The sequence below is a fragment of the Parasphingorhabdus sp. genome (genome assembly GCF_049667325.1).
Classification (GTDB): domain Bacteria; phylum Pseudomonadota; class Alphaproteobacteria; order Sphingomonadales; family Sphingomonadaceae; genus Parasphingorhabdus.
Map to the genome: position 1 here is coordinate 1 of NZ_JBATHY010000110.1, position 4,770 is coordinate 4,770.

Here is a 4,770-nt window from a genome sequence, read left to right on the forward strand (position 1 = left end):
ATCTATGCCGACCCGCCGACACTGGGCGCGGACAATGACGAAATACGCGGCGCGCTTGATATGCCCGCCAATGACGAATGATAATGATGAAACAGGACGAGGTTTGAACCATGAATTTTGATTTTTCTGACGATCAGAAGTTTCTCCGCGATGAAGCACGCAAGTTTCTAGAGGCACAATGCACCAGCGCGCACGTCCGCGCCGTGCTCGATGATGAAAATATGAGCCACAATGACGGAGTGTGGAAAAAGATTGTCGAAATGGGCTGGCTCGGCGCGGCCATTCCCGAAGAATATGGCGGACTCGGCCTCGGCATGCTGGAACTATGCGTGATTGCAGAAGAATTGGGCCGCGTCCTCGCCCCCGTGCCGTTCGGATCATCGGCCTTTTTCTTCGCCGAAGCACTGAAGCTGGCGGGTAGCGAAGAACAGAAGCTGGAACTGCTGCCCAAGGTTGCCGACGGCAGCATCGTCGGCTGTATCGCGATCAGCGAAGGACCGGGCGAGATCAAGGCAGGTAATGTCGCTACGCGGCTGAAGGACGGCAAAATATCGGGCAAGAAAATCCCGGTGACCGATGGCGATATTGCTACCCACGCGGTGGTGCTGGTAAAGGATGGCAGCGGCGAAAGACTGGTGATTGTCGACCTCACCCAGAGCGGCGTGTCACGCGAGCCGATCAAGACGCTCGAACCGACCCGCAGCCACGCGACAATCAGCTTTGACGACGCAGCGGCGCAGCTACTTGGCGAAACGGGCAATGGCATGGCGCTGCTCGATCAGATCAACGATCGCGCTGCGGTATTGCTCGCGTTTGAACAATTGGGCGGCGCCTCGCGCTGTCTCGAAATGGCCAATGATTATGCCAAGGAGCGCGTCGCTTTTGGCCGCGCGATTGGCGGCAATCAGGCGATCAAGCACAAGCTTGCCGACATGTATGTCAAGAACGAAGTCGCCCGCTCAAACGCTTATTATGGCGCATGGGCGCTATCCAGCAACGCGGCGGAACTGCCCGAAGCGGCAGCTGCAGCGCGGGTCGCGGCGTCGGAAGCCTTCTGGTTTGCGTCCAAGGAAAATATCCAGACCCACGGCGGCATGGGCTTCACCTGGGAAGTGGATTGTCACCTCTTCTACCGCCGCGCCAAATTGCTCTCGGTGCAGGCGGGCAGCCCCGCCGTCTGGAAAGAGAAATTGGTCAGCGCGCTCGAAGCAAAGAATGATTAGAAGGAATTAGATATGGATTTCAACGACACAGCAGAAGAAGCAGAGTTTCGCGCCGAAGCGCAGGCTTTTTTATCGCAGCATCTGAAGGCCAAAACCCCGGGCGCCCTGCGCTCCGGTAACCGCGAAGATTTTCTCGCCCGCGCCAAATCATGGCAAAAGATCAAGGCCGAAGGCGGCTTTGCACAGATCACCTGGCCCAAGGAAATGGGCGGTCGCGGCGGTACCGTGATGCAGCAAGTGATCTGGGGACAGGAAGAAGCCAAATTCGATGCACCGACCGGTCCCTTTGCGATCGGTCTCGGCATGTGCGTCCCGACCGTGATTGCCTTCGGGTCGGACGAACACAAGAAAAAATATGTCCGCAACGCCCTTTTGGGCGAGGAAGTCTGGTGCCAGCTGTTCTCCGAACCGGCAGCCGGATCCGATGTCGCCGGGCTCAAGACCAAGGCGGTCAGGGATGGTGACGACTGGGTGATCAATGGCCAGAAGGTCTGGACCTCCGGTGCCCATTATTCGGACTATGGCATATTGCTGGTCCGCACCGATCCCAATGTGCCCAAGCACAAGGGCCTGACCATGTTCATCGTGGACATGAAACAACAAGGCGTCGACGTGCGGCCGATCCATCAGGCATCAGGCGGCAGCGAGTTCAACGAAGTCTATTTCACCGACGTCCGCATCCCGGACAGCGACCGGCTCGGCGAGCCCGGCATGGGCTGGAAAGTCGCACTCGTCACCTTGATGAACGAGCGGCTGGCGGTTGGTGGCTCTCCGGGTCCCGACTGGAAGGAGATCATGGATTACGCCCGCTCGTCGGGCACCATGTCCGACCACGCGTTCCGCGAAAAACTTGCCGACTGGTATGTCGCAGCCCAAGGTTACAAGCTGACCAAATTTCGCACCCAGACGGCCTTGTCCCGCGGTGAAACGCCCGGACCGGAGAATGCGATCGGCAAGATTATCAACGCCAATCATCTGCAGGATATCTGCAACAGCGCGATCGAGATGCAGGATCATTATGGCCTGATCGTCGACAAGGATGCGGCGCCTTCCGATGCGATTTTCCAGGAGAGCTTCCTGTGGGCGCCGGGCCTCAGGATCGCCGGCGGAACCGATGAAATCCTCAAGAATATCATCGCCGAGCGGGTGCTGGGACTCCCTCAGGATGTTCGCGTCGACAAGGACAAAAGCTTCGCAGAAATGAACTAGGAGCAGGAGATGTCTGACCAACCCGTCCATGTCATCGCCAATTTGACCGTACAGGATGACGAAAAATATCATGTGTATGAAAAGGGATTTTTCCCGATCCTGAAAAAACATGGCGGGGAGTTCATCACCTTTGACGATAGCAGTGTCACATTCGAGGGGGCTTCGCCGCCCGAAGGCCGGGTCGTGTTGCTCAAATTCCCCAACGAACTAGCCGCAACCACCTGGTATAATGATCCCGATTATCAGGCCTTGTCAGAGCATCGCCGTGCGGGGACGACGCTGCAGTTCCTGACCATGGTGCGCAGCCTCTCGCCGAGAAGCTAGATGACGGTCATAAATCCGCTTGTAGCGGACGCAGAAAAACTTGCGTGATCGGTTTGATTGCAAATGCTACCAATCGTCCGAAGCAAAAAACAGGAGCTTTCCGATGTCCAAAAAAAGTCCCGAGTATATACCCCCGAAAGTCTGGAAATGGGACACGGAAAGCGGCGGCCGTTTTGCCAATATCAACCGGCCGATCGCCGGTGCGACACATGACAAGGAGCTGCCGGTCGGCAAGCATCCGATGCAGCTCTACTCGCTGGGAACCCCCAATGGCATCAAGGTCACGATCTTGCTCGAAGAGCTGCTCGCGCTGGGTCATGAAGGTGCTGAATATGATGCATGGCTGATCAATATTGGCGAAGGCGAGCAGTTTGGCAGCGATTTTGTCGCGATCAATCCCAACAGCAAAATCCCGGCGATGATGGATCATAGCAGCAACCCGCCGATCCGCCTGTTCGAATCGGGATCGATCCTGATGCATCTCGCCGAAAAATTCGATGCCTTCTTGCCGCGTGGCGGAAAAGCCCGGGCCGAAACCCTCAACTGGCTATTCTGGCAGATGGGCAGCGCTCCCTTCCTCGGCGGCGGCTTTGGCCATTTCTATGCCTATGCACCGGAGAAATTCGAATATCCGATCAATCGATATGCGATGGAAGTGAAACGCCAGCTCGATGTGCTCGACAAGCATTTCGCGGATAACAAGTTTTTCGCCGGTGACGAATATACGATCGCCGATATGGCGACCGTGCCATGGTACGGCTCGCTGGTGATGGGCCTTGTCTATGACGCCGCCGAGTTCCTGCAGGTGCAGGACTATAAAAACGTTCTGCGCTGGACTGGTGACGTTTTCGCCCGCCCGGCGGTGCAGCGCGGTATCAAGGTCAACCGGACCACCGGCCCGCCGGAAATGCAGCTGCGCGAAAGGCACGACGCCAGCGATTTCGAATTGCGCACGCAGGACAAGCTGGAGCCGGAGGGCGAGGCGGCGGAATAGACTCTATTCCCGGGTCAAACTCGCATATACCCGGCTGAGGAAACTCGGCAGCATCATATCATTGGCCTGAAATTCAGTATCGAACTCCGTCGTCGGTTTTGCGGCGATGATTTCCTGTAGCGTCTTGCCGTCGTCGATAAGCGCCTGAACCCGGCCCTGTATGACAGTCAGCACTTCGATGTATCGCGCCAGTTTTGCGCGGTCGGTAACCGGGCCATGACCGGGGATGACCCTGGTCTCGTCGTCAATCGCGTCATGGACCGCCTGACAAAAAGCGATCATCCCGGCAAGGTCGCCGCCATTGTCGGCGTCGATGAACGGATAGCCGGCATTGTTGAACACATCGCCCAAATGCACTGCGTTGACGCCGCGGAATATCACCGCCGCATCACCGGTCGTGTGGGCAGGGCCGATATGGAGCAACTCGATCTTCTGGTCGTTAATGTGGAACTGCATGGTCTGGTCAAAGGTGATGTCCGACAAGGCATGCTGCGGATAGGAATCCTGGGCGGTCGCGAAGGGACCGAAATTGACGATATGGTCACCCAGCATCATGTCTCTGCTATTGGACTGACTGACAATCCAGCTGCCTTGCTCTCCCAGGGTCAGATTCCCGCTGGCATGATCGAAGTGCCAGTGGGTGTTGATGACAAAATCGACGTTCTCGCTACCGACCTGTTCGAGCGCCGCCTGTATTTTCGGAATCATCTGGGGAAACTGGTCATCGACAATCACCGTGCCATCCTCGCCAACTGACACGGCGATATTGCCGCCAACACCGAACAGCACATAAAAGCCATCCGCCAGTTTTTCGGTCTTGATCTCGGTTTTTTCAAAGTCCCAGCCAAAGGCGCGGTGCAGTTGGTCAGCCGACATCAACGGGCCGTGCGGCGCCCGCTTTTCCGAAACCGGTTTTGTTGATTGTTCGCCATGGGCCAGCGCGGGCGAGACCGTCGATAGTGCCAGAGCCATCCCCAGGATTCCGGTAGCCTTGCACATATAATCTCTCCCTTTTGGTAA

Annotated in this window: 5 protein-coding genes; 4 read left to right on the forward strand and 1 reads right to left on the reverse strand. The window is 57.0% G+C overall.

Features of this window, described 5'->3' with window-relative positions; genetic code table 11:
• Positions 1-110 precede the first annotated feature (110 nt).
• The 4 genes from WBM93_RS05745 (at position 111) to yghU (ending at position 3,750) form a co-directional block, all read left to right on the forward strand.
• Positions 111-1,223: an acyl-CoA dehydrogenase family protein gene (locus WBM93_RS05745; RefSeq protein WP_424429383.1), complete on the forward strand. Its 1,113-nt coding sequence runs from the start codon at positions 111-113 to the stop codon at positions 1,221-1,223.
• 12 nt (positions 1,224-1,235) lie between these two features.
• Positions 1,236-2,432, forward strand: coding sequence for an acyl-CoA dehydrogenase family protein (locus tag WBM93_RS05750; protein ID WP_424429386.1), 1,197 nt, complete (start codon positions 1,236-1,238; stop codon positions 2,430-2,432).
• A gap of 9 nt (positions 2,433-2,441) precedes the next feature.
• Complete coding sequence (locus WBM93_RS05755) at positions 2,442-2,756, forward strand: DUF1330 domain-containing protein (protein ID WP_424429389.1); 315 nt, start codon at positions 2,442-2,444, stop codon at positions 2,754-2,756.
• Positions 2,757-2,859: 103 nt separating this feature from the next.
• Positions 2,860-3,750 carry a glutathione-dependent disulfide-bond oxidoreductase gene (gene yghU / locus WBM93_RS05760; protein WP_424429392.1) on the forward strand — a complete coding sequence of 297 codons (891 nt, stop codon included), beginning with the start codon at positions 2,860-2,862 and terminating at the stop codon, positions 3,748-3,750.
• A gap of 3 nt (positions 3,751-3,753) precedes the next feature.
• Here yghU and WBM93_RS05765 read toward each other — a convergent pair.
• Positions 3,754-4,770 (reverse strand): MBL fold metallo-hydrolase (locus WBM93_RS05765; protein ID WP_424429395.1); only part of this gene is annotated, 1,017 nt, incomplete at its 5' end.

Bases quoted from the DNA above. Each gene is read 5' to 3' on its own strand.
- WBM93_RS05745 (WP_424429383.1), top strand. From the start codon at position 111: ATGAATTTTGATTTTTCTGACGATCAGAAGTTTCTCCGCGATGAAGCA.
- WBM93_RS05750 (WP_424429386.1), top strand. From the start codon at position 1,236: ATGGATTTCAACGACACAGCAGAAGAAGCAGAGTTTCGCGCCGAAGCG.
- WBM93_RS05755 (WP_424429389.1), top strand. From the start codon at position 2,442: ATGTCTGACCAACCCGTCCATGTCATCGCCAATTTGACCGTACAGGAT.
- yghU (WP_424429392.1), top strand. From the start codon at position 2,860: ATGTCCAAAAAAAGTCCCGAGTATATACCCCCGAAAGTCTGGAAATGG.